This window comes from Salinisphaera sp. RV14, from assembly GCF_052044135.1.
GTDB lineage: Bacteria > Pseudomonadota > Gammaproteobacteria > Nevskiales > Salinisphaeraceae > Salinisphaera.
Map to the genome: position 1 here is coordinate 1 of NZ_JBQDYF010000016.1, position 25,226 is coordinate 25,226.

Consider the following 25,226-nt stretch of genomic DNA (forward strand, 5'->3'; position numbering starts at 1 on the left):
ACATTCGCTACGCCTCGTCTTGCCGCCCCCAAGTAATTTTTCAGGAAGCGCTTGGCGCGGACTCGGGCGAAACGGCAACAGGCCCTAGACGACGCAGCGTCGCTGTAACGGTCCGACGGGCACCGCCGGGCCGTGCGGCGCTCGCCAGGGTCGCGTGTTCGCGCGACAATGCATGTCAACAATCTCGGTCGGACCCTCCATGACCCAGACGGAAAAAAACATAGCGTTCGGCCACCGCGGCCACGATCACGACGCCTGCATCGCCGACGCCCTGACCCGGGCCGAGGCGGTCTGCGCCGAACGCGGGCTGCGCCTGACCGCGATCCGGCGCCGCGTGCTGGAACTGATCTGGGTCAATCACCAGCCGACCAAGGCCTACGATCTGCTGGCCCGGATCAACAGCGAACGCGGCAACGCCGCACCGCCGACCGTGTATCGCGCCCTGGATTTCCTGCTCGACGCCGGCCTGATCCACAAGATCGAATCGCAGAACGCGTTCATCGGCTGCGGCATCGATCACGATCGCCACCCGCCGAAGTTCTTCATCTGCCGCGAATGCGGCCGGGCGGCCGAAATACAAAGCGTCGACATCGACGACGCCATCGCCAACGAGGCGAAACAGAGCGGCTTCGTGGTCGATCACCAGACCATCGAGGTCGACGGTCTCTGCGCAAACTGTGCGGGCCGCCAAAAGCTGGCTTATTAACCCGGCCCAAAAACAGATGATTTTTCGGGTGGATAGCGCGAGCATGCGACCGCATGCTCGCCGCGGCCATTGGCCGCGAAGCCGTTGAAAATAAAAGACGGACAGGCGCCAGCCTTTATTTTTTAAGGCGTTGAAAACAGCGGATGAAGTCCGCTGTTTTGATGCCGGATTAAGAGCCCCCGATCGATCGCGCCAATCGCGCGAGCACGCGACAGCCTTGCCGCCAGCTGCCGTTTCACAGCGCACCGCCAGCAACCGTCTTGCGGGTTGCGCTTCACGCCGCGGATAGCACCGACCCGTCATTCGGCATTGCAGCGTCAGCGGGGATGATACGACTGACTTGAAAGTTGTTATGATATAACATTGTTTATTTGTGGAGAATATCGATGCCAACGCACGCCCCATTGCCCGTGACGGTCCTGTCGGGGTTTCTCGGCGCCGGCAAGACGACCGTACTCAATCATTTGCTGGCCAACCGCGCGGGCTTGAAGGTCGCGGTGATCGTCAACGACATGAGCGAGATCAACATCGACGCCGCGACTCTGCGCGAAACCGGCGGGCTGTCGCGCGTCGACGAGAAGCTCGTCGAGTTCTCCAACGGCTGCATCTGCTGCACGCTGCGCGAGGATCTGTTGGCGGAGGTGACCCGGCTGGCCGGTGAAGCGCGCTTCGATTATCTGCTGATCGAATCGACCGGCATCTCGGAACCTCTGCCGGTCGCCGCCACGTTTGCCATGCGCGATGAGCGGGGTTTCGCCCTCGACGATGTGGCCCGGCTCGACACCATGGTCACGGTGGTCGACGCCGCGTCGCTCATGACCCATTACGCCAGCACGCAATTACTGGCCGAACGCGGCGAGGCTGCCAGCAACGAGGACGAGCGCACGGTGGTCGACCTGCTGGTCGACCAGATCGAGTTCGCCGATGTCATCGTGCTGAACAAGCGCGACCGGGCGGACGAAGCGACGCGCGAGCGTGCGAAGGCCGTGCTGAAAGCGCTGAACCCGGGCGCGGAGATCATCGAGACCGAGCACGGCCGGGTCGATCCCGCCGCGATACTCGGCACCGGCCGCTTCGACTTCGACACGGCCGCGCAGTCGCCCGGCTGGGCGCGCGAACTCGCAGGCGAGCCTCACCCGCCCGAGACCGAGGAATACGGAATTTCAAGCTTCGTCTATCGACGGCGCCGGCCATTTCATCCCGAGCGTCTGTTCGAACTCATCCACGGCGACTGGCCCGGCGTGCTGCGTGCCAAGGGTTTCTTCTGGCTGGCCAGCCGGCCCGAGTGGGTGGGCGAACTGTCCCAGGCCGGCGGCGCGCTGACGCATCAGGCCGCGGGCTTCTGGTGGGCCAGCGATACCGCGGCCGGGCGCCTGCCGGAAGACCCGGAAGTTCTCAAGACCGTGCGTAACACCTGGCATCCGGAATACGGCGACCGACGCCAGGAGATCGTGATGATCGGCATCGACATGGATCGCGACGCGCTCGAGGCGCGTCTGGATGCCTGCCTGCTCACCGACGCCGAATGCGCGGTCGGCTGGCGACGCTGGCAGGCGATGAACGATCCGTTTCCGGCCTGGCGCGCCAGTGCTTATTAACCCGGCACAGAGATAGATGATTTTTCGGGTGGATAGCGCGCGCATGCGACCGCATGCTCGCAGCGGCCATCGGCCGCTAAGCCTTTGAACATAAAAGACGGAAAGGCGCCGGCCTTTATTTCTGAAGGCGTTGAAAACAGCGGATGAAGTCGGCTGTTTTGATGCCGGATTAATAGCGCTACTGCCGCCGGGCACGCCCGTGCCCGGCGATCATGGCGCCCTGCATGATGGTGCCACCGGATTTGGGCCCGTCCGTTGTGGCGGCGTTGCGTGGTTTTTCGCTCGGCAATCGAGTACGTCGCCATCGCGCGCCACTCAAGCCACAGCCTCAGGGCTCCGAAAACGAGCCCTCGTCGGCGGCTGCGGCACTACGGCCGTCGCGCCCCGACCGGCCGAATTTCCAGAGCGACAGACAGGCCAGCCAGGCCACCATGAACAGGCCGACAATCACGAAGCCGGCATCGCCGAAATTCAGATCGGCAATCGTGCTGAAGATCCCGCCCTTGAGACCCAGCGTGCCGACCAGCACCTGCAACAACTCGATGGTGCCGATGACCAACGCCACGACCACCGACAGCAACGTGGTCGTTGCGTTGTAGAACACCTTGCGAACCGGGTTGATGAAAGCCCAGCGATAGGCCTTCGTCATCAGCACGCTGTCGGTGGTATCCAGCAGCGTCATGCCGGCCGCGAACAGGACCGGCAGCGACAGCACCGCCGGCCAGGGTAGCGAGCCGCTGGCCGCGCCGGCCGTGATGGCCAGCAAACTGACTTCGGTCGCGGTATCGAATCCCAGGCCGAACAGGAAACCGAGCGGATACATCTGCCAGCCGTACTTGATGCCCTGCAGATACCGCTGCCCGAGCAGTCGGTTGATCAGGCCTCGCCGGGCGAGCATGGCCTCGAGGTCGTCGTGGCTGTGGTTGCCATGCCGGGCCCGGCCCCAGATCTGGAGCAGATCCAGCAGCACGAGCAGGTTGAGTATGCCGATGACCCAGAGAAATATACCGGACACCGAGGCCCCGAATACCCCGCCGATATGCTCGATCCGCGGATACTGCGTGAACGCGGAGGCCGTGCAGGCCAGCAGGACAGCGGCTCCGAAGACGATAGTCGAATGTCCTAGCGAAAAGAAGAACCCGATGCTGAGCGGGCTTCGTCGCCTGGCCAGTACCGAACGCACGGTATTGTCGATCGCCGCGATGTGGTCGGCATCGAAGGCATGGCGCAAGCCGAACAGATAAGCCGTCAGCCCGAGCCCGACCAACGCCGGATATTGCCGCACATAGCCGAGATAGAGCCCCCAGCCGACGACATGAAGCAGCCCGATGAAGCCGTACAGGCCGGATAGCCGCAGCCACTCGGACGTCGTGAACGGCTGCGCGTCGGTCGAAGCGAATGATCGGCGGTCACTACTTACAGTCGGCATGACCCAACATGTGCTCCCCGCTCGCCCTGGTCCGGCGAACGCTCGATCTATGGGTGGTTCGGCAGTTGTAGTTTCTGCCCCGCCTGAAGCGTTTTCGAATGCAGATGGTTGATATCCATGATCGCGTTTTCGGACACACCCTGGCGCGAGGCGATTCCGGACAGGGTATCCCCCGGCTTGACGGTATACATCGAGCCGCCGGTTGCCCGCATTTTCTCGGGCGGATGGTTGTGGAAATACTTCACGATGCCCTTGTACATGGCATCGGCCAGCTCGTTGCGAAAACGGCGGGTTCCCATGAGTTTGGCCTGATGCGGATTGGACAGGAACGCGGTTTCACACAGCACCGAAGGCACCATCGGGTCGCGCAACACCGCGAAATTGGCCCGCGGCGGCTTATGCCGATAGATCGGCTCGATCTGGGCAAACTGGTGGATGATGTTCTGCGCCACATCGTCGGCATCCTCGATCGAGGCATTCTGGAACAGATCGGTCAGGACCGCATTGAGCGTCGGGTCCCCGGAAAAATGCACGCCCGCCAGACTGCGATCGCGCGTGTTTTCGAAATGCGCCAGCTGGGCCGTCTTGGCGTCGGTCGCGCCGTGCTCGGACAGCATGTAGCAAGTCCCGCCCTTGACCGATCGATCATTGGGATACGCATTGGCATGAATGGACACGAACAGGTTGGCGTGGTGTTCCTGCGCGATGTGTACCCGTTGGCGGAGGGTGACGAAGGTGTCGTTGTGGCGCGTGAGTATCGGATGCATGCGTTGGGTCTGCTTGAGCCGCTCATACAGCCGCTTGGCGATGGCCAGATTCACGGTTTTCTCCATCAGGCCGTTGCGGGCGCGCGTGCCCGGATCATGCCCACCGTGGCCCGGATCGATCACGACCACGATGCTGTCGTTGCTGGCCTCGGCTCGATAGACGGCGTTCGGGCGGCGCGACGCGGCGTGGCCACGATCGGGTTTCGATGTCGAGGACGCCGAGCCGTCCTGATGCGACGAAGATGAAGAAGAGGCGCCCGGGGCGGCTGAACCACCGCCGTGTATCGAGGCGATCACATCGTCGCCGCGCACATGGACGTTATCAAGCTGCGCCTTGCCACCCAGATCGAGCACGGCGCGCAGGGTGCCGTCCGCATGGCGCGCCAGGCGCAGGCGGTGCACGGCGCCGCCGGAAACGCTGTTGATGTTGCCGGCCCGTGTATGGTCGAAATCGATCACCGCACGCGCGGGATTCGCGAGCGCAAACCAGTGATATTTCGGCACGCTGTCGAAGTGGAAATGCACGCTGACGCCACTGGCCTGCGAGTCGAGGCGCACCGATTCGAGCGTGGCACTGGCCGCGTATGCCGCGGCACTCGTGAGCATCAGGCCCAACGCCAATCCCCAACTGCACCATCGTGCCGCCATCAACCTGCCTTTATCCTGCGTTTCAAGCCAAAGCGCAGAGCTTAAACCAATCGACCGGGCGCACGACTAACTCCCCGCCGGCCAAAGCCGCCCCGCGGCCTGCGCGCTGCCCGAGGCGCCATGCCGCGGCGACCGGCATGCGATCGTCGCAACAAGCCCGGGCGCTTCAGAGGCCCGCCTCGAGCGCGGCCAACACGGCATAGCACATGAAACAGCCGACCAATACGATCAAGCCGGCACTCAACACCGGCAAGATTCGCAGGAACCGGCCCTGACGCGATGATCGCCGATCCAGAAAACGACGCGCATAGAGAAACACCAGGCCCACGGCCGTGAGCATGGCCGCCAGCCCGACGCTGAAGGCGAGCACGAGAACCATGCCATAGGCCGTGCGATGCACGGCGATGGCGGCCAGCAGTAACACCAGCGCCGACGGGCAGGGCACGAGCCCGCCGGAGATGCCGAGCGCCAGCAGGCTCTTCCAGGTGACCCGCTCGCCATCGGCGCCGGGCGGTTGGTGCGAATGCCAGCCGCCACCGTGGCGATGCCAGAGCACCCCGTTCGCATCCACATGGGCGTGGCTGTGGCTGTGGCTGTGGCTGTGGCTGTGGCTGTGGCTGTGGCTGTGGCTGTGGTCGTGGTCGTGGTCGTGGTCGTGGTCGTGGTCGTGGTCGTGACGATGATCCAGGCTCATCGCGCCTTGTGGCTGGAATCGATAGACCGGGCCCGGCGGGGCGGCGTTCGGGGCCTCGATGTTCCGCGGCTGCCGGCGCCAGTCGCGAATCCGTGCGATCAACAGCACGACGCCAATGATCACCACCATGAGGGCGGAAACGAGGCTCAGAATCGGGAATAGCCGCTCCGGCACAATGTACTGCGATGCCACAAGCGTGGCCCCGCCCAGCATGAACACGCCCGCCGTGTGGGTTACGGTCACCGTCAAGCCGAGGAACGCGGCATGCCGCGGCGTACCGCGGCTCCCCACCAGATACGCACCGACCACCGTCTTGCCGTGGCCCGGCGACAGGGCATGGGCCGCCCCCAGCACCGCCGCGAACAGCAGCGCCAGCACGGCCAGTCCTGGCCCGGCCTGACCCGCGGGCGAGATCAGGTGCGTCAGCTGGCGCGTCGCGCGCTGAAACCAGCCCCCGGACGATCCGGCCGTGACGTCGGTCGAGGGCGACCAGGCACCGAACATGACATGACGCCCGAGCCAGCCCCACCAGCTCGCCCCCGCGGCCGCCCCATCGCCATGACTGGCCGCCGGGTTCGCATGATGTCCGTGCTCGGCACCGAGCGGCACCGATCCGGCCGGCGGCGGGCCCAGGGTGAAGGCCAGATGCACGCTTCGCTCGTCCAGCGGGCCGCCGGGCGGCAAATGGCCCGGGTTGTCACGCAGTGCATGGGTGAGCGATCGGCTGGCGGCATTGGTATCGAATACCGACACGCCGGCTCCCGATCGAACGACGATTGCCTTCCAGCCGTTGCGCCCGCCGTAATTGGTGTTGGCACAGCGCAGATGATGAATCCCCTGGCCCGTCGCCGCCGGCAGGGACGCCGTGTAATAGGCGTCGAAGCGCAGCGAGAATCCGCTGTCGTCCGACGGCAGGCCGGTGTGCCACGACACCAGATGCCACGGCAGCCGCCGGCCATCGACCCGCAGCCGCAGGTGGCGGGCGAACCGGGGCGACATTTTTTTCAGGTACGCGCTGCGCTCGCTTTCGGACGTCACCCCGTCGTGATTGGTATCGGCCCCGTGCAGCGCCTTGAGCGCGGGAATCTGGCCCATCACCACCACGTAATGGGCGGTCACGCGGTGCTTGTCCACATGCAGCGCCACGAACTGGTTGATCGTGTAATTCCCCAACAAACTCACGACCGTATCGGCGCGCGCCCGGTGCGCCGGACACAGTACCGCCAGCAGCACCAGGGGCAGGCACACGGCGCACCGCGCCAACCGGCGCCACGTCATCCCGGCCCTCCCGACCCGGCCTGCAGATGGAGGCGGACCCGTTTGTTGGCGGCGGACAGAAGCGCGGTGTCCGTATGGCCCCGGTCGTGGAACACCAACAGGCCGGTATGGCTCGGGTCCGCAGCGACAAACAACCGGTATTCCACCGACAGGATGTCCGGTTTCGCGGCACGACAGACAACCCGGAACAACAGCACCATGTATTCCTCGGCGCCGCTTCGGTTGGCCTCCTCGACCTGCTCCGGCCGGATGGCGCAGGCGTTATGCCCATCCCCGAAGCGCAGGTGGGCATAAGCGTATTGCGCCAGCTTGGGAAAATGCGGTTTCAATTCGTCGAACGTCACGTCGCCGTCGGCATTGGCGTCCAGATGGAACACGGAATTCAGATCGCGCACGGAAATATCCCACTCGCCATGAAAGACATGCGCATCGCCGGGATCGGCGCGGATGCTGAGATAACTGGTGTCGAAATGGGGCGCACGCGCCGCCGTCAGCCAACGGATGCCGATCACGGCCAGGGGGCACAGGAGCACGGCAGCGAGCGCGATCCACAGCACGAGTCGTCTTGTGCGCCGGAGCCGCCTCATCGCGGCGCGACCTCGGGGCAAACCTCGCGCCGGGCGGATAATCCGTACTTACCGGCGGCGCGCGGAAACGGGCCGCGCTCACGCCGGGGCAGCGCCTGGATCAGTAAAGCCAAAGTTGCCGGCACCCCATGAACAGCGGAACCCCTGTCACAGCATAACGGGCCGTGCACGATCGACGACTCGCGACGGCGGTTCGAGCCCACAGCGTATCGCAAACCCGCCCGCCCGCCCGACCGCAACGCGATCGAACGCGCCGGGTGCGTCACGCCCATGCTGTCGTCAAGGCATGGCACAGCGCTTGCCGCGACCACTTGAGAGTTATACTATAACGTATCTTTGTCATCCGGAGATAATCATGGCTCAACCTGCAACCGCCCGATCGGTACTGCAATGGCTCGTACTGCTGGCCTGTGCCCTGTCCGCACCGGCCGCGTTCGCGGCCCCCGTCAACGTCGTGGCCGCGGAAAGCAGTTACGGCAGTATCGTCAAGACAGTCGGCGGCTCGCATGTGAAGGTGACGTCGCTGCTCGACAGCCCCAGCGTCAATCCGCACCAGTTCGAGGCGAATCCGCGCATCGGGCGTCAACTGAGCCAGGCCGATCTCGTGGTCATGAACGGCCTGGGTTTCGACGGCTGGATGGACCCGCTGCTGTCCGGGACTTCAAACCCGAAGCGTCAGGTCGTGCGCGCGGCCGAGGCCGCCAGCGGCATCGTGAGCCCGGACAAGAACGAGCATCTGTTCTATTCGCCGCAGGCGGTGCTGGCCACCGCCAGCCGGGTCGCGGCGGCGCTGGCAAGGCTCGACCCGGATCACGCGGCGGATTATCGCCAGGGCCTCGATCGGTTCCAGGCGCAAATGCTGCCGGTCTACGATGCCGTCCAGACGCTGATCGCGGCACACCCGAACCTCACCGTGACCGCGACCGTGCCGGTCTACAACTACATGCTGGCGCTGCTCGGCTATCACGAGCTTTATCGCAAGATCCAGTACGCCTCAGAGGAAAACAGCCAGCCCAGCGCTCGGCAGGTCAAGACCTTCCTCCAGGCGCTGCAGCAACACAAGGTCGATCTGCTGATCTATAACGACCAAGTGCACAACCGGCTCACCGATCAGGAGGTCGAGACGGCCCGCGCCAGCGGCGTGCCCACCGTGGGCGTGAGCGCCATTCCGCTGCACGGCGAGGATTACGCCCAGTGGCAGATCGAACAGCTCAAGGCGATCAAGCAGGCGCTCGACCAGGCAGCGGCCCGATCCTCATGACCGACGCAAGCCCCGCCCATGCCGCGGACAGCGTGGTTTCCGTGCAGGATCTGGCCGCCGGCAAGGCCGGCGAGCCGGCTTTTTCGGGCCTCGACTTCGATCTTGCCCCGGCCAGCTTCACGGCACTGGCCGGCCCCAACGGCTGTGGCAAGACCACGCTGTTCGAAACCCTGTTGGGGCTGGTGCCGCCGATCGCCGGCCATGTTCGGGTGCTGGGCCGTACACCGCAGGAGGCACGGCGCGGCGTGGCCTATGTGCCGCAAGGCACGCGCCTGACACACGACGGTCAGTTCAGTGGCCGGGAATTCGTGGCCGCGGCCTACGCCAGTCATCGCTGGGGCCCGACCTGGCGCTGGCGCGACGCCGCGCGCGCGGTGAATGCGGCGCTGGCGCTGGTCGATGGCCAGGCGCTGGCCGATCGCCGCCTGAACAGCCTGTCCGGCGGCCAGCGCCAGCGATTGATGATCGCCCAGGCCCTGGTCAATTCACCGCGTCTGCTGTTCATGGATGAGCCGCTGGCGCAACTCGACCCGGGCGCCCAGGCGCAGGTGGTGGCCCTGGCCGAGCGGCTGCGCCAGGAGCTGGGACTGGCCGTGCTGTTTTCGACCCACGACGTCAATCCGATTGCCGATGTGGCCGACCGGGTGCTCTATCTGGCCGGGGGCCAGGGCCATATCGGCGCCATCGACGAGGTCGTCACCGCGGCCGGGCTCAGCCGGCTCTACGGCGTGCCCATGCACGTCGTGCGCGATCGCGGCCGGTTGTTCGTGATGCGCGACGAAGCCCCGGGCGCCAACTGCGCGCGCCTCGACTGCGACTGCGCGCCGGTCGACGCGCGACAACGCAAACAAGCATGAGCTGGCCGGTTTTTCTCGACATGGCGTTCATGCGTCACGCGTTTGCCGCCGGCACCTGCGTGGCGATCGCGGGCTCGGCGATCGGTTACTTCGTGGTCCTGCGCCGGCAGGCATTCGCCGCCCATGCGCTGGCCAACGTCGGCTTCGCCGGCGCCGCCGGCGCCTCGCTGATCGGCGCCGATCCGATGCTGGGACTGTTCGTGTTCGTCTTCGGTGCCGCCGCGGTCATGCATCTGGGCGGCACCGAACTGGGCGAGCGCGACGTGTCCGTGGGCATGATTCTCATGTTCTCGCTCGGGCTCGGCATTCTGTTCGTCAATCTATACAGCGCGAACGCGAACGCGGCGATCGGTATTCTCTTCGGCAGCCTGTACGGCGTGAACGCAACCCAGCTGGCGATCACCGCCGGCGTGTCGCTGGCCGTCGTGGGCGCGCTGGCGGTGCTGTTCCGCCCGTTGCGCTTTGCCAGTCTCAACCCCGACTCGGCGCGCGCCCGCGGCATCCCGGTCGCCCTGATCGGTCTGCTGTTCCTCCTGCTGCTGGCGGCCATGGCCGCCGTCACCGTGCCGGTGATCGGCGCGCTGCTCAGTTTTGCCATCTTCGTTGGCCCGGCCGCGGCGGCCCAGGCGTGGACGAAACGCGTGGCCAGCGGCCTTGCGCTGACCGTGGTGCTGTCCCTGGCCGAAACCTGGAGCGGTATCGTCGCGTCCTATTACATCAACCTGCCGGCCTCGTCGGCGATCGCAGGCAGCAGTTTCGCCGTTTACGCCCTGGCCTGGTTGACCACGCGCCCGCCCCGGTTATCGCGCGTCGCAGGCAGCCGAACCATCGGCGCAGCACGCTCCGGGGTTCCCGAGCGACCGTAGGCCACTTGGCGCGGTTTCGCCGCGATGGCGCCGGTACGGCAGGACTCCGGAACCGACATCGGCCGCTCGAAGCGCGGCGCGCCAGCCGCGTGTCTCGAATACGGCGTGCGGCCCGTCGACGCGACGCCGATGCTTCGCTGTTTTCGCCGGTATCGATGCAGAGGGCGGGCGCCTGGATTCGCCGCAGGCCGGGCCGCCCGCTTCAAGGTTCAACAAACGTGGCGCGGCCCGCACCGGCGGCATGGGCGGGGATGCCCAACGGGGCAGCCATGTCGCCGCCGTAGTGCGGATGCACAACATGCATGGCCGCGTCTCCATCCGGTGCCTGCTGAAACCCGAATTGATCCGCGTGCAATCAAACCGGCGGCCGGGGAAGTCGCCGGCTCGTACGGTTACCCCTCGGCGTTGCGGGTGATGGTCGCTGATCGCCCGATCGGCCCGTCATCGCTCCTGCCGGCTGTTCAGTGATACCGCTTCGACCAGGCCGGCCTTGATTCGCTGGCCATCAGCGTCGACCACTCGATACGAGAGCCTGGATTGATCTTCTGCGCACTTGATCGCGCTTCAGGTCCTGACACGCATGATGGATCGCCTCACCTGTCGGAATGAAGGTGTCTTGATGCCGTTTCGAGCCCGCGCGGGCCGGATTGCGCGCCCAACGAGACAGAGTGTCACGCGCGGCAAACTGCCGGTCGGTCGGTCGGCCGACCGAAACCGGCACGGCACGGCACGGCACGGCACGGCAACGATGGTGCCGGCCCGCGCAACCCTGCCGAGGATACCGGGCGGCCGCCCGACGCAAGTCGACGACGACCGCCCCGGCCTGTCTCTCTACAGGTCGAACGGAATCCGCGCGGTCAGGCGGATATCGCGCCCGGGCGACAACGCATAGCCTTTGTAAGTGTCCAGAAAACCACGATACGCCTTGTCGAACAGGTTGTTGATACGCAGGTCGATACGCATTTCCTGGCCATGGATCTTCGGCGCGATGCCGGCGCCCACATCGACCAGGCCGTAGCCCGAGGTCGACGCAAGGCCGAACGGCGCGTTGTCGAACTGCGAGAAGGGCTCGCCGGGGGCAGCCTTGTGGCTGTCGTAGTAGCGCACGTCGACCGAGGCATACGTCTGGCGCGGCCAGTCGTTACCGTGCGGCGTGAAACGGGCACCGAGACGAACGTTGTCGGCCGGAATCAACGGCAGCGCCTCGTGATTATCACGCCGCCGGCCGCGCACGACCTCGCCGGCCGCATGCACCGACAGCCACGACGTCACATCGGCCTTGATCGAGGCCTCGGCGCCGTACAGCTCGGCATTGGTCTGCTCATGCTCCAGCACCGGCAGGCCATTGATCGTCTGGCCGGTATCGCGCAGATAGATGTAGTCGTTGATGAGGTTGCGATAGACCGTGGCCTTCGCCTGTAGCCGGTCCGAATGCCAGCGCAGCGACAACGAGGTATCGATGGATTTTTCCGGATCGAGATCGGGGTTGCCGCGCTGATAGGCCGCGACCCCGCCGTGCTGGCCGGCGACATAGAGTTCGAACAGTGTCGGCGCGCGGAAGCCGCGGCCGACGTTGGCCGCCAGCGACAGATGATCGGTGAACGCATAGACCGCCCCCAGCGACCCGGTGACGACGTTATAGGTCTGTTTACGGGCATTGCGAACCGAGGCCGACGGATTGGCCGTCTTGCCGGCCAATGCCTCGACATCGTGGTAGTCGTAACGCGCACCGGCCTGCAACGTCAGCTTGCCGATAGCCTTTTCCTGAAAGGCGAACACCGCCGCGTTGTTCACCTCGCCACCGGGCGAAAGCTGGGTCCGGCCGCGCGAGACCTGTTGCTTGTTGACGTATTCGATGCCGATCTTGCCGCCGTCCAGCCCGAAAACCGGGCCGTTCTGACCCACCAGGCGCGCGGTGTACTGGTTGAACTGCAGATCGATATCGCCGTCGAAGCCGAGATCGCGCGGGTAGCCGGCGGCGTTCGAGCGGCGCCGGTTGTTCTGCCACATCAGCTTTGGTTCCCAGATCATCCCGCCGGCGTTGAACCGGCCGTCGAGCTGAACCTGGCGATCGTCGATGTATTGACCGACGCCTTCGGCGCCTGCGCTCGGCGGCTTGATGCCGGCCGGCGGCGGCAGCAGAAAGTTGTGCTCGTCGTTCCAGCGCGTGTAGCGCAGCGTCCAGTCGCCAAGCGTGTCGTCACGCATGCCGACAGCGACATCGCCGTTGACCTGGTTGAAGTCGGTGTATTTCAACCGGCCCGTATAGGCCGGGGCATCGGGGTGCGTCGCCGCATTCGGCCCGGGGAAATAGGTCGGCTCGTCCGGCGTATGGATATCGCCGCCGTCGCGCCGGATCAGGCCGAAGGCATAGCCGAACCGACCGTTGCCGCCGGTCGCCTTGATGCCCGTATCCCACTCGCGGTTGTTGCTGTCGTAACGTCCCATGACCTCGCCCCGGGCGGTCTTGTCGTAGGCGATTTTCGGCGGCAGCAGATTGATCGCGCCGCCCAGCGCACTCGAGCCATAGAGCACGCTCGACGCCCCGCGCACGACTTCCACCCGGTCGAGCAGGAACGGATCGGTCACCGGCATGTGACGCACGCCAAACGATTGGTTCGAAATGCCGACGCCGTTCGACAGGATCTTCACCCGCTCTCCCGACAGGCCACGGATCACCGGTTTGCCCGCCGTGTTGCCGGTACCGATGGAATCCACGCCGGCCAGATCGTCGAGCGCCTGCCCCAGATTGGCCGCGCCCTTGGCTTCGATATCGTTCGAAGTCACCACATCCACGTCCGGCGCCTGGGACAGCGGATTGCCGGGAATGGGGACGCCGGTCACCGAAATCGCTTTCAAATGCGCCGTCGACCTACCCTGCGCCTCCCCCGCATGGGCCGCATCGGCCGCTACAGGGGGCGATGCGGGCGCCGTGGGCGTGATCGACGGCTGCGCCGTGGCCGCGAACGCGCCCATGGAAATAAAAGGTAATAACATTGCATTTATAACCCGCATCGACCCCATCAATGCAGTGCGGCGCTCGCCCATGACACTCCCCGGAAATGAATTGAATTCGATATGTTATATTATAACGTATCGTACGTAAATCGATATTGCGCGCCCCGCCGACCCCTATTGCGGCAGGTCGGGGGATCGCCCCTGGGGATAGCGCCCGGCGATTCAGTCCTGGTGCGCGGTCAGTCCGGCCCAGAAGATCGGCCAGATCGAGGCGACGCGGCGGTCGTACTCATCCACGGAGTACATGAAGCGTTCGCTGAACAGGCCGTCCATCAGGCAATAGAAGGCATCGAGGAAGCCCCGCTCGCTGAGATCCGGCCACACGCCGTCGCGCACGCCCTGAGCATAGATATCGTGCAGCGCGGCGTTGATACGCGCCTCGCCCCGCCCGGTCACGGCCCGCACTTCGGCAGCCAGCGGCTCGGGCGGAAACAGCAGGTAGCGCTTGTAGAACACGCCCTGCGCCTCGACCAGGATGAAGCGCGACAGATCACACACCAGTTCGAACAACCGCGTATGCACGTCGGCGCCGGCATGCCGGGTCAGGCTATGGTCGAGCGCCGCGAACAGCGCCGTCTCCACCCGCTCGACCAGCGCCATGAACAATGCCTGCTTACTCTCGATGTGGTTGTACAGCGACGGCTTCTGGATCCCGACTTCGCTGGCGAGCTGCGACAGGCTCATGCCGTCGTAGCCGTGGCGGGCGAACAACGACAATGCAATGTCGTGGACACGATCAACAGTAGCTCGGGAGGCGGGCGAAGTGCTCATGGCAGGGCCTTGCGGGTTTTGGATGTCATGCGACGCCGCGACCACCGCACGCTGTAACAGAATGAATAACCATCAATCGCCTCATTCTAGGGCCTGTGGCCGTTTCGTACACGTGCCACGCCGGAGCCCGCAAGTCCGTCGAGACAAGACGCGCCACGCCGTATCGGCGCCCTGACTGGTTTTATGAGCGGCCCGAAATCCTGTCGGCCGAGGCGCGGCGCGCGGTCATTCGGCGTTCAAGCCCTGGCCCCGGATGGCGCGATTACGCAAGGCATATGGCATGCCAACCGCTGTTTACCGGTCCGGCCGGATGCCACTCGGAACACGGTCGCGGCGACTCATGAACTGATATACTACCGACCGTTCGTTAGCGGAGTGAATCATGAGAGCCTGGTTCTGGCTGGCGCTGGGCGCCGGCACCGAAATCGGCTGGGTTGCCGGCCTGAAGCTCGCCGCATCGCCCCTGGCATGGGCGGCCACGGTCATTTGCGCCGTGGCCAGTGTGGCACTGGCGCTGGGCGCGACGCGCGATCTGCCGGCGACGACCGTGTATATGTTATTCGTCGGCCTTGGCGCCGTCGGCACGGTGATCCTGGAAGCCGTGGTGTTTGATACGCCGCTGCATCCGGCGACTTACGGCTTCCTGGTGTTGTTGCTGGTCTGCATCGTCGGGCTGAAAAAGACCGGCGGCCGCCGGCCGGAGGCATGACATGGCCTGGCTCTGGCTTATGGTCGCCGGCGCCTGCGAGATCGTGGGCGTGGTCGGTTTCGCCCGCATGAGTCATGGGCGCCGCGTCTCGGGCGGGCTCATCGCCGGGGTGGCTTTTTCCTGCGGGCTGGCGTGTCTGCATATTGCGATGAACGATCTGCCGATGGCGGTGGCCTACGGCGTATTCACCGGCCTCGGCGCGCTCGGCAGCACGCTCATCGGTATCGTGTTCTGGGGTGAATCGGCGCGTCCGACGCGGCTGGCATGGGTCGCCGGGCTGGTGGTCGCCGTGATCGGCCTCAAGCTCAGCATGTAGTCAGACACCGAGGCCGGCCCGGTGTCGCGTGAAACGGCAACAGGCCCTAGACTAGGTGCAAGTCTAGCCACGCCGGCCCTGCCCATGGACAAGCAACTGCTCGAGATTCTGGTGTGCCCGGTGACGGGACTGTCGCTTTCGCTGGCGGAATCGGCCGAAATCGACGCGCTCAATGCCGCCATCGACAACGGCTCGGCGGCATACGCCGACGGCAGCGCGGTAAATGAACGCGTCGCCGCGCTGCTGGTCACCCGCGACCGCGCCACCGGTTATCGTATCGACGACGGCATCCCGATCATGCTGCCCGAGCGCGGCATTGCCCTGCCCGAGGTGTCGTGAACCCGAACGATCACTCGTTGCAACTGTTCGTCGAACACGTCACGCATATCGACTGCGGCGTGCTCGACGCCGAGGCCGGTCTGCGCGGTGCCACCTGGCTGGTCGATGCCACGCTCACCGGTCGGCGCGGCGAAGACGGCATGCTGTTCGACTTCGGCCCGGCCAAGCGGCTGCTCAAGGCCGAGATCGATGCCCTGGTCGATCATCGTCTGCTGGTGCCTGCGCGCGCACCGGGCGCCACGATCGACGGCTATCGCATCGATTTCACCACCAGGTCGGGGGATCGTTACCGCTATGTCGGGCCGGCGAGCGCGACCACTGTGTTCGACACGGCCGCGATCGAGCCCCGGGCGCTGGCCCGCTGGCTGGAGGAACGCGTCGGCCCGAAACTGCCCGCCAACGTCGAAGCGCTGAAGATCGACCTGCGCGCCGAATCCATTAGCGACGCGGCCTACGACTACACGCACGGCCTGGCGGCCCACGATGGCAACTGCCAGCGACTGGCGCACGGCCATCGCTGCCGGCTGGCGGTGACCATCGACGGCGTGGCCCGCGCCGACATCGCCCAGGCCTGGGCCAAAGCCTGGCAGGGCGTGTTCATCGGCCATCGGGCCGACCTGACCACGCCGGCCGATGCGGAACGCCTGGGCTTCGGCTATAGCGCGCCGCAGGGCGAATTCGCGCTGGACATCGCGGCCGCGCGCTGCGTGCTGCTGGACGGGCCGCCCACCGTGGAAAACATCGCCGACCATATCGCCGGCGAGCTCGCGGCACGCCATCCCGGCCACCTGGTGGCGGTGCGCGCCTACGAAGGCGTGGGCAAGGGCGCGATCGCGACGCGCAGCCATGCCGCCCGCGCCTGATACGCTCAACCGACTCATCGCAACGGTGCGACCATGACCGACACCCTGATCACCAACGCGACCCTCGTTAACGAGGGCGAACGCTTCATCGCCGACCTGCTGATCTCCGACGGTCGCATCGCGCGCATCGACGGCGAGATCGCCGCGCCGCCGAATGCCCGGGTGATCGACGGCGCGGGCTGCTATCTGCTGCCCGGCATGATCGACGACCAGGTGCATTTCCGCGAGCCCGGCCTGACCGAAAAGGCCGACCTGGCCAGCGAGTCGCGCGCGGCGGTCGCCGGCGGCATCACCAGTTTCATGGACATGCCGAACGTCCAGCCGCCGACCATCGACAACGAAGCCCTGCTGGCCAAGCTGGAAATGGCCCGGGGCCGCTGCGCGGCCAACTACGGCTTCTATCTCGGCGCGACCAACGACAACATCGAGGCGATCAAGTCGGTCGACGTGAGCCGCGCGGCGGGCATCAAGATCTTCATGGGGGCCTCCACCGGCAAGATGCTGGTCGACGACGAGGCCGCGCTGGAGGCAATCTTCGAACACTCGCCGCTGACCATCCTCACGCACTGCGAGGACACGCCCATGATCGAGGCGAACGCGGAAAAAGCCCGCGCGCGCTTCGGCGAGGACGTACCGATGAGCCAGCACCCGGTGATCCGCTCCAGGGCCGCCTGCATGGCCTCGTCGAAAAAAGCCATCGACCTGGCCACGCGGCACGACGCCCGGCTGCATATCCTGCACATCACCACGGCCGAGGAACTGGACCTGTTCACGCCCGGCCCGATGACGGGGAAACAGATCACGGCCGAGGCCTGCGTGCATCACCTGTTCTTCACCCAGGACGACTACGAGCGCCTGGGCACGCTGATCAAGTGCAACCCGGCGATCAAGAGCGCCGAAGACCGCGCCGCCCTGTTGAAAGCCGTCGCCAACGACACCATCGATATCCTGGCTACGGATCATGCGCCGCATGTGCGCGCCGACAAGGACAAGCCCTATTTCTCGGCCCCGGCCGGGCTGCCGCTGGTTCAGCATGCGCTGATCTCGCTGGTGGACCAGGTCTCGGCCGGTCATTTCAGCATGGAGCAACTGGTCCAGAAGATGGCCCATAACGTGGCGGAGCGATTCGATATCGCCGAACGCGGCTATCTGCGCGAGGGCTACTGGGCCGACGTGGTCCTGGTCGACCCGAGCGCGCGCACCGTGGTCGACGACGAACCCGTGCTGGCCAAGTGCGGCTGGACGCCTTTCAACGGGCACACCTTCGATGCCCGGGTCATGGCGACTTTCGTATCTGGTCAAGCCGCGTATCATGACGGTAAACTTAGCCAAGGCTGTATCGGCGAGGCGTTGAGCTACGATCGGCGCTGACAGCCACCCGCGCCGCTGAATCGTCAGCCGCCGGCGCGGCCCTGCGCCACGTCACGTGAGCGTTTTCGAGGTGTCGAGTATGGAAACCAGCGATCTGCGCAAGGCGGGCCTCAAGGCTACGCTGCCGCGCCTGAAAATTCTGGAGGTTCTGCAACAGAACCGACAGGATCATCTATCGGCCGAGGACGTCTACCGCAAGCTGCTCGACAACGAGGAAGACATCGGCCTGGCCACGATCTACCGCGTGCTGTCCCAGTTCGAGGACGCGGGGCTCGTCATCCGTCATCATTTCGAGGATGGCCATGCCCTGTTCGAGCTGGAGCAGGGCCCGCACGATCATCTGATCTGCGTGAAGTGCGGCAAGATCGAGGAATTCTTCGACGACGAAATGCAGCAGCGCCAGCGCGATCTCGCGCAGAAATCCGGCTTCGACCTGTCCAAGCACACGCTCGTGCTCTACGGCGAATGCCAGGCCGCCAACTGCGAAAACGACACCAGCGGGCGCAAGAAGGACTCGTAACCGGCGCCGCCCGGCGCGCCTCCAAACCTTTCGGCATGACGTTAGACCCGACTTCCGGGTTGCCGTGCCTTTCGGCACATCGTTAGACTCCTTCGCTTTAACACGAATCGCGGCCATAACGCACCGGCATAAAGAGCCGGTGCGGGCGATCGGTCTTCGGCCGCGAGGCACCCACGCGGAATGCTCATGATCAAACCCCACGGTTCGGAAACGCTCAATCCGCTGTTCGTGGCCAACGAGACAGCGCGCAGCCAGCTCGTCCAGGAAGCGCATGAGCTGCCGCAGATCACGGTGAGTTCGGCGGCCGCCGCCAATGCGGTGATGCTGGGCGCGGGTTACTTCAATCCGCTGACCGGCTATATGAACAAGGCCGACGCGCTGTCGGTCGCGCGCGATATGCGCACCACCAGCGGCCTGTTCTGGCCGATCCCGATCGTGAATATCGTGGCCGACCCGGAACCGATCCGGGGGGCGGCGCGCATCGCGCTGAACGACCCGAACGTCGAAGGCAACCCGGCGATCGCGGTGCAGGATGTCGAAGGCATCGAGGCAATCTCGGAAGACGAGATGACCGAGATGGTCACGCACATCTTCGGCACCGACGACGACGCGCATCCCGGCGTGGCCACGTTCAAGGGCCTGGGCCGGTATATCGTGCATGGCCCGATCCAGGTGGTGAACTTCTCCTACTTCGAGCACGACTTCCCGGACACCTTCCGAACCGCACCCTCGATCCGCGACGAGTTCGCTGAGCGCGGCTGGGACAAGGTCGTGGCCTTCCAGACCCGCAACCCGATGCACCGCGCGCACGAAGAACTGTGCAAGATGGCGCTGGAGGCCACCGGCGCCGACGGCGTGCTGGTGCATATGCTGCTCGGCAAGCTCAAGCCCGGCGATGTGCCGGCGCGCGTGCGCGATGCCGCCATCCGCAAGATGGTCGAGCATTATTTCCCGGAAAACTCGGTGATGATCACTGGTTATGGCTTCGACATGATGTATGCCGGGCCGCGCGAGGCCGTGCTGCATGCCGTGTTCCGCCAGAACGCCGGCTGCTCGTACCTCATCGTCGGCCGCGACCACGCCGGCGTGGGCGACTTCTACGGCGCCTTCGACGCCCAGGCCATCTTCGACGAGAAAGTGCCGGACGACGCGCTGGAGATCGAGATCTTCAAGGCCGATCACACCGCCTTCTCGAAGAAGCTCGGCCGCGTCGTGATGATGTCCGACGCCCCGGATCACAGCAAGGAAGACTTCGTGATCCTGTCGGGCACCAAGGTGCGCGAGATGCTCGGTCAGGGCATCGCCCCGCCGCCGGAATTCTCGCGGCCGGAGGTGGCCGAAATTCTGATGGACTACTATCAGAGCAAGACCGCCTGATCCGTCAGCGGGCGATCATGCACGAAGCCCGGCGCCGGCCGGGCTTTTTCGTGGTTCATCGTAGATTTTCGGACGATGACGCCCGCGGATTCTGACGGCTCAGGCACGGCGCTGGACGAATGGACGGCTTACTGGTTCGGAAATGTCGAACGAGTCCTGATAAAAGTCTTGAGCCACCCGTCTTCGCCGACCTCCGGTTTCGCGCTGCAGCGCGAGTCACTTCTCTTGCTTGCTCAAGAGAAGCAACCAAGAGAAGAGCACCCGGCGCGGCGCCGGCTTCGCCGGTTCACGGCGAGACGTGGCGCCGGCGGGATGCGCCCACCTATTCGATGACAATGGCGCATCGCTTTGGCGATGCTCAGACAGGCTGGGCGCACCGGCGCCGTGCGCCGGACACCCGCCGACACCACGCCTCACCGTCGCCGCACAACGGGACGAAATACAGATACGACACTTCAGGATTTAGCGTATTCCGACACGCACGGCGCTGCATTCAAGACACCGGTGACTCGCGAGTAATAAAGAGCCCGCGTCGGTTGATATGCATCAACGCCCGTCAGGCCCCATGATTTACTCTGCGGGCACTGCTACAAGCCCGCGAATTGCCATGACCGTTTCCCGCACACCCCGCATCGTCATCATCGGCGCCGGCGCGGTGGGCGCCGATACGGCATATACGCTGTATCTGCGCGAACGGGCGCCCGATATCGTGCTGGTCGATATCGACGAACAACGCGCCCGAGGCGAAGCGCTCGACATGCAACACGGCCAGGCCCTGGCCGGCGGCGCCCGAGTGCGCGCCGGTGACTACGCCGACTGCGCCGGTGCCGCCATCGTGATCATTACCGCCGGCGCCGCCCAGAAACCCGGCCAGTCGCGCGAGGCCCTGCTCGAGCGCAACGGGGCAATCATGGCCTCGATCGTCGCGGCCGCCGAGCGGCACATGGGCCCGGACACCGTGCTGCTGATCGCCACCAATCCGGTCGATACACTGGCCCAGATCGCGGCGCGCCACGCCGAGCGCCCGAACAGTCAGGTGATCGGCTCGGGCACCGTACTCGACAGCGCCCGCCTGCGCTGGGGGCTGGGCGAAGTGCTCGGCGTCGATGCCCGGCACGTCCATGCACACGTCATCGGCGAGCACGGCGACAGCGAGCTCGTGGTCTGGAGCCATGCGCAGGTGGCGGGCGCACCGTTGGCGCTGCCCGCCGCGCAACGCGAGGAGATCGCGCGCGCCACGCGAGACGGGGCCTACGAGGTGATCCGGGCGAAAGGCCATACCAGCTATGCGATCGCGCTATCGCTGGATCGCATCTGCGCGGCCATCCTGAACGACGACCACGCCGTGCTCACCGTCTCCACGAATCTCGACGGCGCCTACGGCGTGTCCGACCTCTATCTCAGCGTGCCCTGCGTGGTCGGGCGCGCCGGTGTCGAACGGGTGATCGAAATGGCGCTCGACGGCCCCGAACGCGCTGCCCTGGCGCACTCGGCGAGCGTACTGCGCGCGCGCATCGACGGTATCGCATCTGGCACGCCCGAAGCGGACAATGCGGTCAGCACTTCAGGCTGATTGCGGTCGAGGGCAAACGCTCAGCGGGGCAACGCGCAACAGGCCGGGTGGATGGGCGACGCGTCATCACCCTCGCCGGGCCTGGCCACATATCAGCCGGAATCGAGACACCGAGCATGACAACGATCGCAGATCGTGAGGATCGAACTGAAACAGGTCAGCGCGGACCGTCAGCGGGCCGCTCGGGCGCGCTCAGGATTGTCTCCAGGTCCAGACGCTCGATGGCGCCGAGCGCCGCTTCGAGCGCGCCTTCCGCGCACAGGCCGGCCATGGCGGCCTCCTCGTAACCATTCCTGGCCGCCTGGACGCAGGCGCGGCGGATGCGTTCGGCCATGGCCAGACACTCGGCTTCGTTCATCGCGTCTTCTCCAGGTACTGCTTCAAGGCAACGGCGTTGTTGCACTGGGTGTCCCGGGCGGCATAGAGCAATGTCACGCCCTGGGTTGCGGCGCGCTGCCGCAATTCATTCAAGGCATCCGGTTCGTCGTCGGCCAGTTCCCGCTCGTACGCCCGGCAGAAATCCGGCCAGCGCTGGCGGCAGTGCGCGAACCAGCGACGCAATGCATTGGAAGGCGCCAGCGACTTGTGCCAGGCGTCCAGCGCGGCATCGCGTTTGACCACACCGCGCGGCCAGACACGGTCAACGAGCACACGATACCCGTCATCGTCTTCGATCGGATCATAGATACGCTTGCAACGAATGTGCATATCGTTCCCCGGCAACACGCGCATGGCACTCGCCCGCGCGGCTTTGCACCGAGCGGCCGCCGGCGGGTGACTTTACGTCGTCACGCCGCAATTGGTGTCCACGGCACATTCGCGCGCGGTTTTACGATTTTCCGGCTGCAACGTGGTGTGGGTGATCGAATAACGCTCGGCCAGCAACTGCTGCAGCCGCGGCAGAATCGAGTTCCAATCCGTCAGCCGGGCGATCTCGACGTGGGCGGCGAGTGCGCGCTGGCTGGAGGACAAGCTCCAGATATGCAGGTCGTGGACCGATCGCACGCCTTCCACGTCGGCCAGGGCACGACTCACGCCCGCGGCGTCCACGCCCTTGGGCACGCCTTCCATGAGTACGCGCACGACTTCGCGTAGCAGCGGAATCGCCGAAAGACAGATCAGCACGCAGACGAAGATCGACAACAACGGATCGATCGGCGTCCAGCCAGTGAACATGATGACGAAACCGGCCACCAAAGCCGCGACCGAGCCCATCAGGTCGCCCAGCACATGCAGCAAGGCCCCGCGCACATTCATGGTCTGTTCGCCGCGCAACAGGATATAGCCGATGCTGATGTTCACCAGCAGGCCGATGCCGGCGATGATCATGACCATGCCGCCGGCGACGGGCTCCGGCTGGAAGAAGCGTTGAATGGCGGAAATCGCAATCGCGGCGACCACCCCGATCATCATCACGGCGTTGACCAGCGCCCCCAGCACTTCGGCCCGCTGCAAGCCGAAGGAATGCGAGTTGGAAGCCGGTCGCCGCGACAGCCAGGCCGCGAAGGCACCGATCGCCAGTGATGACGTATCGGTGAACATGTGACCGGCGTCGGACAGCAGAGCCAGCGAACCGGATAGCCAGCCGCCGGCGACCTCCACGAGCGCGAAGGCGAACGTGAAGCAGAGCGAGAAAATCAACGTCTTACCGCTGCCGTGATGGTGATGTCCGCCGAGGCCATGCTCGTGATCGTGGTCATGCCCGTGATCATGATGCGCGTGCTCGTGACTGTGATCGTGCATATGCGCGCTGCTCATCGCCCGCCCTCATTCATCGCTGTGTTCGATCATGTCGCGCAGCACGCGCTGAACATGATCGTCGGCGGCCACATAGAACACCTGCTTGCCACGCCGTTCGGCCGCCAGCAGACGGGCCGAGCGCAACAGTCGCAGATGATGGCTGGCCAGCGACATCGAGATGTCGATCTGCGCGGCCAGACTGGCGACGCTCTGCGGGCGTTCCAGACAGGCATAGACCAACGACAGACGATTCGGCTCGCCCAGCAGGCGAAACATTTCGGCCATGCGCGTGGCGCGGTCGTCGCCGAGAACCGTGATATCGATGGTTGTGGCCATGCCGACCTCTACAATTGAATAAGTATTGTATCGATATGACCAACGTTATGGTATTGCGCGATCGAATAGCAAACCGCTATCGATCACATGGGTCATACCCGACGGCGATACACAACCGGCGGCAGCGCCTGCCGCCGGCCAACGGACCGGCTACCCGGCCTTCAGGGCCCGGAACGCGTCGACCGCCTGATCGAGCCGGGCCAGCGTGGCCTCGCGGCCGAGCAGCACCAGCGTGTCGTCGATCGACGGTGATACGGGCCCGCCGGTGAGCGCGATGCGGATGGGCTGAGCGACCTTGCCCATACCGACTTCATTGCCCTCGGCCACGCCCTTGACCGCGGCCGCCAGATCCTCGGCGTGCCAGCCTTCAAGGCGCGCGAGCGTATCCCGGACCTGGGCGAGCAGATCGGGCGTGGCGGTCTTGATGTGCTTCTTGACCGCCTTCGGCTCGTATTCGGCAACCTCGCGGAACAGAAACAGGCTCTGCTCGGCCATCTCCGTCATCGTCTTGCAACGCCCCTGCTGCACGCTGGCGATGGCGATCAGATCATCCTGATCAACGCCCTCGATGCCATGACGCGCCAGATGCCAGGCCAGCTCGTCGATCAGCTCTTCCGGCTCGGCCGCCTTGATGTGTTCCTGGTTCACCCACAGCAGCTTCTCGGGGTCGAAGGTCGAGGCGCCGCCCTGCACGTTGGCGATGTCGAAGTGCGCGATCATCTGTTCGCGGGTGAAGATCTCCTGATCGCCGTGGGCCCAGCCGAGCCGTACCAGATAGTTGAGCAGCGCTTGGGGCAGAAAACCCTGTTCGCGATAGCGCATCACGCCGACCGCACCGTGACGCTTGGACAGCCGCTTGCCATCCGGGCCGAGAATCATCGGCACATGTGCGTAGCGCGGCAGCTCGCTGTTGCCGCCGATCTGGCTGTCCACCAGCGCCTTGAAGATATTGATCTGGCGCGGGGTGTTGTTGACGTGGTCGTCGCCGCGGATGACATGGGTGATGCCCATGTCCATGTCGTCCACCACCACGCAGAAGTTGTAGGTCGGCGTGCCGTCGGCGCGGGCGATGATGAGATCGTCGAGCTCGCTGTTGGCGATGGTGATGTCGCCCTTCACCAGATCGGGGATGACCGTCACGCCGTCCAGCGGCGTGGCGAACCGGATCACCGGGTCGACACCCGCCGGCGGCTCCGGCAACGTCTTGCCCGGCATCGGCCGCCAGGTGCCGTCGTATTTGGGCTTGTCGCCGCGCTCACGCGCGGCCTCGCGCATGGCCTCGACCTCCGCGGCAGTCGAATAGCAGCGATAGGCCTTGCCCTCGGCCAGCAACTGGGCGATCACCTCGGCGTAACGATCGAAACGCTGCGTCTGATAGTAGATCTCGCCGTCGTGCTCGAGATCGAGCCAGGCCATGGCATCGAGAATCGCGGTCACGGCTTCGTCGGTGGAGCGTTCGCGATCGGTATCCTCGATGCGCAGCACGAAGCGGCCATTGTTCTGGCGCGCGTGTAGCCAGGAATACAGCGCCGTGCGCGCACCGCCGATATGCAGATAACCGGTCGGGCTGGGGGCGAAGCGGGTGACGACGGACATAGGACT

Annotated in this window: 24 protein-coding genes; 13 read left to right on the plus strand and 11 right to left on the minus strand. The window is 65.3% G+C overall.

Annotated elements, in window-relative coordinates:
* Positions 1 to 199: 199 nt before the first annotated feature.
* Positions 200 to 706 (plus strand): transcriptional repressor, encoded by a 507-nt coding sequence (locus ACS8Y6_RS14240; RefSeq protein WP_440851306.1) that lies wholly within the window; start codon positions 200 to 202, stop codon positions 704 to 706.
* 386 nt (positions 707 to 1,092) lie between these two features.
* Entirely contained in the window at positions 1,093 to 2,304 is a 1,212-nt protein-coding gene (zigA, locus tag ACS8Y6_RS14245) for a zinc metallochaperone GTPase ZigA (RefSeq protein ID WP_440855820.1), read from the plus strand.
* Between the two features lie 328 nt (positions 2,305 to 2,632).
* Here the strand turns inward: zigA and ACS8Y6_RS14250 are convergent, their stop codons facing one another.
* The 4 genes from ACS8Y6_RS14250 to ACS8Y6_RS14265 all read right to left on the minus strand — a co-directional run bounded on the left by ACS8Y6_RS14250 (position 2,633) and on the right by ACS8Y6_RS14265 (position 7,677).
* On the minus strand, positions 2,633 to 3,733 hold the full coding sequence (locus tag ACS8Y6_RS14250) for a HoxN/HupN/NixA family nickel/cobalt transporter (protein WP_440855821.1): 1,101 nt from the start codon (positions 3,731 to 3,733) through the stop codon (positions 2,633 to 2,635).
* A gap of 47 nt (positions 3,734 to 3,780) precedes the next feature.
* A complete protein-coding gene (locus ACS8Y6_RS14255) occupies positions 3,781 to 5,148 on the minus strand; it encodes an N-acetylmuramoyl-L-alanine amidase (RefSeq protein ID WP_440855822.1) in 1,368 nt (455 codons plus the stop codon).
* 166 nt (positions 5,149 to 5,314) lie between these two features.
* Complete coding sequence (locus tag ACS8Y6_RS14260; protein ID WP_440855823.1) at positions 5,315 to 7,090, minus strand: nickel/cobalt transporter; 1,776 nt, start codon at positions 7,088 to 7,090, stop codon at positions 5,315 to 5,317.
* Between the two features lie 26 nt (positions 7,091 to 7,116).
* The gene (locus ACS8Y6_RS14265; protein WP_440855824.1) at positions 7,117 to 7,677 is read right to left on the minus strand and encodes a hypothetical protein; all 561 of its coding nucleotides are present in this window, start codon (positions 7,675 to 7,677) and stop codon (positions 7,117 to 7,119) included.
* 385 nt (positions 7,678 to 8,062) lie between these two features.
* On the opposite strand from ACS8Y6_RS14265, the gene ACS8Y6_RS14270 reads away from it, so the two are divergent.
* From ACS8Y6_RS14270 to ACS8Y6_RS14280, 3 genes are read left to right on the plus strand one after another with little or no spacing between them, the layout of a single operon-like run.
* Positions 8,063 to 8,968, plus strand: a complete 906-nt coding sequence (locus ACS8Y6_RS14270) for a metal ABC transporter solute-binding protein, Zn/Mn family (RefSeq protein WP_440850824.1) — start codon at positions 8,063 to 8,065, stop codon at positions 8,966 to 8,968.
* Positions 8,965 to 9,825 (plus strand): metal ABC transporter ATP-binding protein, encoded by an 861-nt coding sequence (locus tag ACS8Y6_RS14275; protein WP_440850823.1) that lies wholly within the window; start codon positions 8,965 to 8,967, stop codon positions 9,823 to 9,825. Before ACS8Y6_RS14270 ends, ACS8Y6_RS14275 begins: the two co-directional genes overlap by 4 nt.
* A complete protein-coding gene (locus tag ACS8Y6_RS14280; RefSeq protein WP_440855825.1) occupies positions 9,822 to 10,691 on the plus strand; it encodes a metal ABC transporter permease in 870 nt (289 codons plus the stop codon). The genes ACS8Y6_RS14275 and ACS8Y6_RS14280 overlap by 4 nt, the downstream gene beginning before the upstream one ends.
* An 831-nt stretch (positions 10,692 to 11,522) precedes the next feature.
* Here the strand turns inward: ACS8Y6_RS14280 and ACS8Y6_RS14285 are convergent.
* A complete protein-coding gene (locus tag ACS8Y6_RS14285) occupies positions 11,523 to 13,550 on the minus strand; it encodes a TonB-dependent receptor (protein ID WP_440855826.1) in 2,028 nt (675 codons plus the stop codon).
* A gap of 321 nt (positions 13,551 to 13,871) precedes the next feature.
* Positions 13,872 to 14,480, minus strand: coding sequence for a TetR/AcrR family transcriptional regulator (locus ACS8Y6_RS14290; protein WP_440850820.1), 609 nt, complete (start codon positions 14,478 to 14,480; stop codon positions 13,872 to 13,874).
* Between the two features lie 382 nt (positions 14,481 to 14,862).
* Here ACS8Y6_RS14290 and ACS8Y6_RS14295 point away from each other — a divergent pair, with 382 nt between their 5' ends.
* From ACS8Y6_RS14295 to ACS8Y6_RS14330, 8 genes are all read left to right on the plus strand, one after another.
* On the plus strand, positions 14,863 to 15,189 hold the full coding sequence (locus ACS8Y6_RS14295; protein ID WP_440855827.1) for a DMT family transporter: 327 nt from the start codon (positions 14,863 to 14,865) through the stop codon (positions 15,187 to 15,189).
* Position 15,190: 1 nt separating this feature from the next.
* Complete coding sequence (locus tag ACS8Y6_RS14300) at positions 15,191 to 15,505, plus strand: DMT family transporter (protein WP_440855828.1); 315 nt, start codon at positions 15,191 to 15,193, stop codon at positions 15,503 to 15,505.
* Positions 15,506 to 15,589: 84 nt separating this feature from the next.
* Positions 15,590 to 15,844 carry a Trm112 family protein gene (locus ACS8Y6_RS14305; protein ID WP_440850817.1) on the plus strand — a complete coding sequence of 85 codons (255 nt, stop codon included), beginning with the start codon at positions 15,590 to 15,592 and terminating at the stop codon, positions 15,842 to 15,844.
* Positions 15,841 to 16,707: a 6-carboxytetrahydropterin synthase gene (locus tag ACS8Y6_RS14310; RefSeq protein WP_440855829.1), complete on the plus strand. Its 867-nt coding sequence runs from the start codon at positions 15,841 to 15,843 to the stop codon at positions 16,705 to 16,707. Before ACS8Y6_RS14305 ends, ACS8Y6_RS14310 begins: the two co-directional genes overlap by 4 nt.
* A gap of 33 nt (positions 16,708 to 16,740) precedes the next feature.
* The gene (locus ACS8Y6_RS14315) at positions 16,741 to 18,078 is read left to right on the plus strand and encodes a dihydroorotase (protein ID WP_440850815.1); all 1,338 of its coding nucleotides are present in this window, start codon (positions 16,741 to 16,743) and stop codon (positions 18,076 to 18,078) included.
* Positions 18,079 to 18,157: 79 nt separating this feature from the next.
* Positions 18,158 to 18,598 carry a ferric iron uptake transcriptional regulator gene (fur, locus tag ACS8Y6_RS14320; RefSeq protein WP_109993310.1) on the plus strand — a complete coding sequence of 147 codons (441 nt, stop codon included), beginning with the start codon at positions 18,158 to 18,160 and terminating at the stop codon, positions 18,596 to 18,598.
* Positions 18,599 to 18,784: 186 nt separating this feature from the next.
* Positions 18,785 to 19,975, plus strand: a complete 1,191-nt coding sequence (sat, locus tag ACS8Y6_RS14325; protein ID WP_440855830.1) for a sulfate adenylyltransferase — start codon at positions 18,785 to 18,787, stop codon at positions 19,973 to 19,975.
* 607 nt (positions 19,976 to 20,582) lie between these two features.
* On the plus strand, positions 20,583 to 21,548 hold the full coding sequence (locus tag ACS8Y6_RS14330; RefSeq protein ID WP_440855831.1) for an L-lactate dehydrogenase: 966 nt from the start codon (positions 20,583 to 20,585) through the stop codon (positions 21,546 to 21,548).
* A gap of 157 nt (positions 21,549 to 21,705) precedes the next feature.
* Here the strand turns inward: ACS8Y6_RS14330 and ACS8Y6_RS14335 are convergent, their stop codons facing one another.
* From ACS8Y6_RS14335 to gltX, 5 genes are all read right to left on the minus strand, one after another.
* Positions 21,706 to 21,906, minus strand: a complete 201-nt coding sequence (locus tag ACS8Y6_RS14335; RefSeq protein WP_440855832.1) for an acetyltransferase — start codon at positions 21,904 to 21,906, stop codon at positions 21,706 to 21,708.
* Entirely contained in the window at positions 21,903 to 22,256 is a 354-nt protein-coding gene (locus ACS8Y6_RS14340) for a DUF488 domain-containing protein (protein WP_440855833.1), read from the minus strand. Before ACS8Y6_RS14340 ends, ACS8Y6_RS14335 begins: the two co-directional genes overlap by 4 nt.
* A 72-nt stretch (positions 22,257 to 22,328) precedes the next feature.
* Positions 22,329 to 23,306 (minus strand): cation diffusion facilitator family transporter, encoded by a 978-nt coding sequence (locus tag ACS8Y6_RS14345; RefSeq protein WP_440855834.1) that lies wholly within the window; start codon positions 23,304 to 23,306, stop codon positions 22,329 to 22,331.
* Between the two features lie 9 nt (positions 23,307 to 23,315).
* The gene (locus ACS8Y6_RS14350; RefSeq protein ID WP_440850809.1) at positions 23,316 to 23,624 is read right to left on the minus strand and encodes an ArsR/SmtB family transcription factor; all 309 of its coding nucleotides are present in this window, start codon (positions 23,622 to 23,624) and stop codon (positions 23,316 to 23,318) included.
* 150 nt (positions 23,625 to 23,774) lie between these two features.
* Positions 23,775 to 25,220 (minus strand): glutamate--tRNA ligase, encoded by a 1,446-nt coding sequence (gene gltX / locus ACS8Y6_RS14355; protein WP_440855835.1) that lies wholly within the window; start codon positions 25,218 to 25,220, stop codon positions 23,775 to 23,777.
* Positions 25,221 to 25,226: the final 6 nt, after the last annotated feature.

Coding starts and splice junctions, on each gene's coding strand:
- ACS8Y6_RS14330 (WP_440855831.1), top strand. CDS start 20,583: ATGACCGTTTCCCGCACACCCCGCATCGTCATCATCGGCGCCGGCGCG.
- sat (WP_440855830.1), top strand. CDS start 18,785: ATGATCAAACCCCACGGTTCGGAAACGCTCAATCCGCTGTTCGTGGCC.
- ACS8Y6_RS14305 (WP_440850817.1), top strand. CDS start 15,590: ATGGACAAGCAACTGCTCGAGATTCTGGTGTGCCCGGTGACGGGACTG.
- ACS8Y6_RS14295 (WP_440855827.1), top strand. CDS start 14,863: ATGAGAGCCTGGTTCTGGCTGGCGCTGGGCGCCGGCACCGAAATCGGC.
- ACS8Y6_RS14350 (WP_440850809.1), bottom strand. CDS start 23,624: ATGGCCACAACCATCGATATCACGGTTCTCGGCGACGACCGCGCCACG.
- ACS8Y6_RS14280 (WP_440855825.1), top strand. CDS start 9,822: ATGAGCTGGCCGGTTTTTCTCGACATGGCGTTCATGCGTCACGCGTTT.
- fur (WP_109993310.1), top strand. CDS start 18,158: ATGGAAACCAGCGATCTGCGCAAGGCGGGCCTCAAGGCTACGCTGCCG.
- ACS8Y6_RS14240 (WP_440851306.1), top strand. CDS start 200: ATGACCCAGACGGAAAAAAACATAGCGTTCGGCCACCGCGGCCACGAT.
- ACS8Y6_RS14255 (WP_440855822.1), bottom strand. CDS start 5,148: ATGGCGGCACGATGGTGCAGTTGGGGATTGGCGTTGGGCCTGATGCTC.
- ACS8Y6_RS14290 (WP_440850820.1), bottom strand. CDS start 14,480: ATGAGCACTTCGCCCGCCTCCCGAGCTACTGTTGATCGTGTCCACGAC.
- ACS8Y6_RS14335 (WP_440855832.1), bottom strand. CDS start 21,906: ATGAACGAAGCCGAGTGTCTGGCCATGGCCGAACGCATCCGCCGCGCC.
- ACS8Y6_RS14300 (WP_440855828.1), top strand. CDS start 15,191: ATGGCCTGGCTCTGGCTTATGGTCGCCGGCGCCTGCGAGATCGTGGGC.
- ACS8Y6_RS14315 (WP_440850815.1), top strand. CDS start 16,741: ATGACCGACACCCTGATCACCAACGCGACCCTCGTTAACGAGGGCGAA.
- gltX (WP_440855835.1), bottom strand. CDS start 25,220: ATGTCCGTCGTCACCCGCTTCGCCCCCAGCCCGACCGGTTATCTGCAT.
- zigA (WP_440855820.1), top strand. CDS start 1,093: ATGCCAACGCACGCCCCATTGCCCGTGACGGTCCTGTCGGGGTTTCTC.
- ACS8Y6_RS14345 (WP_440855834.1), bottom strand. CDS start 23,306: ATGAGCAGCGCGCATATGCACGATCACAGTCACGAGCACGCGCATCAT.
- ACS8Y6_RS14340 (WP_440855833.1), bottom strand. CDS start 22,256: ATGCACATTCGTTGCAAGCGTATCTATGATCCGATCGAAGACGATGAC.
- ACS8Y6_RS14270 (WP_440850824.1), top strand. CDS start 8,063: ATGGCTCAACCTGCAACCGCCCGATCGGTACTGCAATGGCTCGTACTG.
- ACS8Y6_RS14275 (WP_440850823.1), top strand. CDS start 8,965: ATGACCGACGCAAGCCCCGCCCATGCCGCGGACAGCGTGGTTTCCGTG.
- ACS8Y6_RS14250 (WP_440855821.1), bottom strand. CDS start 3,733: ATGCCGACTGTAAGTAGTGACCGCCGATCATTCGCTTCGACCGACGCG.